The following is a 2,307-nucleotide window of genomic DNA, read 5'->3' as shown; positions in this document are numbered from 1 at the left end:
GGCGGCGGCGGCGAGCGCGTCGTCGACCGGACCGACCATCAGGCCGTCGACGCCGAGGCCGGCGATCCGACCGGAGTACGGCACCAATTCGGCGGACCGGGCCCGCACCTCCTCGAGATCCCCGAGGGCCACCGCGGCATTGACGCGCAGCACGGTGAACGGCAGCCAGAAATAGGCCCGCTCGATCGGTTGGCGCTCCTGCCAGAGCCGGCGGGCTTCCTCCTCGCGGCCGCGCGCGATCAGCGCGAGCACCGCGGCGTCCAGTGCGGCGACCGACACCTCGCGATAGAAGAACAACAACTCGTCGGCCAGCAGCCCCAGATCGCCCAGGCAGAACTCGCCGGTCACGCGACCCACCATGGCGAGCTTCGCCCCGTTGGCCGCACCGTTCTCTACCATCCGCTCGGCCAGATCGGTGTAGGAGCTCACGGCCTCGTCGAGCCGCCCGGCCAGCAGGTGCATCCGGGCCCGGAACAACCCCAACACGCCGAGCAGGTGCAGCAGCTGACCGGTTCCGGCCCGGGCCACCGCCAGATCGACGTGCCGCTTGGCCGAGACCAGATCGGACCGGTTGCCCGCGGCCAGTGACAGCAGCCAGTGGCCCACGGCCTGATAGTCGGCCTGTTCGGTGGCCTCGGCGGTGCGCAGCAGTTCGGCGGCGATCGCGTCGCGTTCGGCATCCAGGTCGGGTCCCAGTGAGCAGTAGGCCCGGACGTTGAGTGCGGTGCACAGCAGCCGGCCCGAGCCCGCCGGATCCTCGGCGTAGACGCGCCGCGCCAGCGCGAGCAGTTCGGTGCTGACCGCCAGCGCCCCGTCCGGGTCGGCCCCCTCGAGCTCGACGTAGAGGGCCTTGAGCAGCCTGANCGCGGCCGGCCGGGTTCGAGCGCCCGGCGCAGGTGCGAGATGTAGACCTGCAGTGCCGCAAGCGCTTTGGGTGGCGGCTCGCCGTCCCAGAGATCGTCGATGAGCCGGTCGACGGACACCGTGTGACCGTGTGCCAGCACCAGCCGGGCGAACAGCGAACGCTGCAGCCGCGCCCCCAGGTCGGCCGGCTCGTCACCGACCCAGGCCCGCACCGGGCCGAGCACCGTCACCCGCACCGGGTCTACCGCCACCATGGTCAGTAGGGGGTGCGGCTACTTCGGGGGCTCCAGGACTTCGGTGCCGACGAACGGCACCAATGCCGCGGGCACCCGCACGCTGCCGTCGGGCTGCTGGTGGTTCTCCAGGATGGCCACCAGCCAGCGGGTGGTGGCCAGTGTCCCGTTCAGCGTGGCGGCGATCTGCGGCTTGCCGTTCTCGTCGCGGTAGCGAGTAGCCAATCGCCGGGCCTGGAACGTCGTGCAGTTCGACGTCGAGGTCAGCTCCCGGTAGGTCTGCTGCGTCGGCACCCACGCCTCGCAGTCGTACTTGCGGGCCGCCGAGGAGCCCAGATCGCCCGCGGCGACGTCGATCACCCGGTAGGGCACCTCGATGGCGGCCAGCATCTGGCGCTGCCAGCCCAGCAGTTTCTGGTGCTCGGCCTCGGCGTCCTCGGGCTTGCAGTAGATGAAGCCCTCGACCTTGTCGAACTGGTGCACCCGGATGATGCCGCGGGTGTCCTTGCCGTAGCTGCCTGCCTCGCGCCGGAAGCACGACGACCAGCCGGCGTACCGGCGCGGGCCTGCCGAGAGGTCCAGGATCTCGTCGGCGTGGTAACCGGCCAGCGGCACCTCCGACGTGCCGACCAGGTACATGTCGTCGGCTTCCAGCCGGTACACCTCGTCGGCGTGCGCACCGAGGAATCCGGTGCCCGCCATCACCTCCGGGCGCACCAGCACCGGCGGGATCATCAGCGTGAACCCGTTCTGCACCGCGACCTGGGTGGCCAGCTGCAGCAGACCGAGCTGCAGCAGCGCGCCGGCGCCGGTCAGGAAGTAGAACCGCGAACCCGACACCTTGGCGCCGCGTTCCATGTCGATCAGCCCGAGCGCCTCACCCAGCTCGAGGTGATCCTTCGGATTCTCGATGGCCCTTGGTTCACCGACCGTGTCGAGCAGCGCGAAGTCGTCCTCGCCGCCGGCCGGCACCCCCTCGATGATCACGTTGCCGATCGCCATGTGGGCGGCGGTGAACTCCCGGTCCGCCTCGACCTGGGCGGCCTCGGCGGCCTTCACCTGCTCGGCCAGGTCCTTGGCCTGCTGCAGCAGCGCGGGACGTTCCTCGGGGCTCGCCTTGCCCACCAGCTTGCTGGCGGCCTTCTGTTCGGCGCGCAGGTTGTCGGCCGCCGACACCGCGGCCCGGCGTGCGGTGTCGGCCGCGAGCAGC

1 protein-coding gene and 2 pseudogenes are annotated in these 2,307 nt (G+C 71.0%); all 3 read right to left on the bottom strand.

Annotation, left to right across the window (positions count from 1 at the left end):
- Positions 1-606: pseudogene (locus tag BN4332_RS24600) on the bottom strand (BTAD domain-containing putative transcriptional regulator); the annotation flags it as partial.
- Positions 607-887: 281 nt separating this feature from the next.
- A pseudogene (locus BN4332_RS24595) lies at positions 888-1,118 on the bottom strand (AfsR/SARP family transcriptional regulator); the annotation flags it as partial.
- Positions 1,119-1,136: 18 nt separating this feature from the next.
- A partial coding sequence (gene serS, locus BN4332_RS24590; protein ID WP_066902094.1) for a serine--tRNA ligase occupies positions 1,137-2,307 on the bottom strand: 1,171 nt, incomplete at its 5' end.

Source organism: Mycolicibacterium houstonense, assembly GCF_900078665.2.
In the GTDB taxonomy this organism is placed as follows: domain Bacteria; phylum Actinomycetota; class Actinomycetes; order Mycobacteriales; family Mycobacteriaceae; genus Mycobacterium; species Mycobacterium houstonense.
This window is presented reverse-complemented; position numbering and strand designations above follow the sequence as displayed.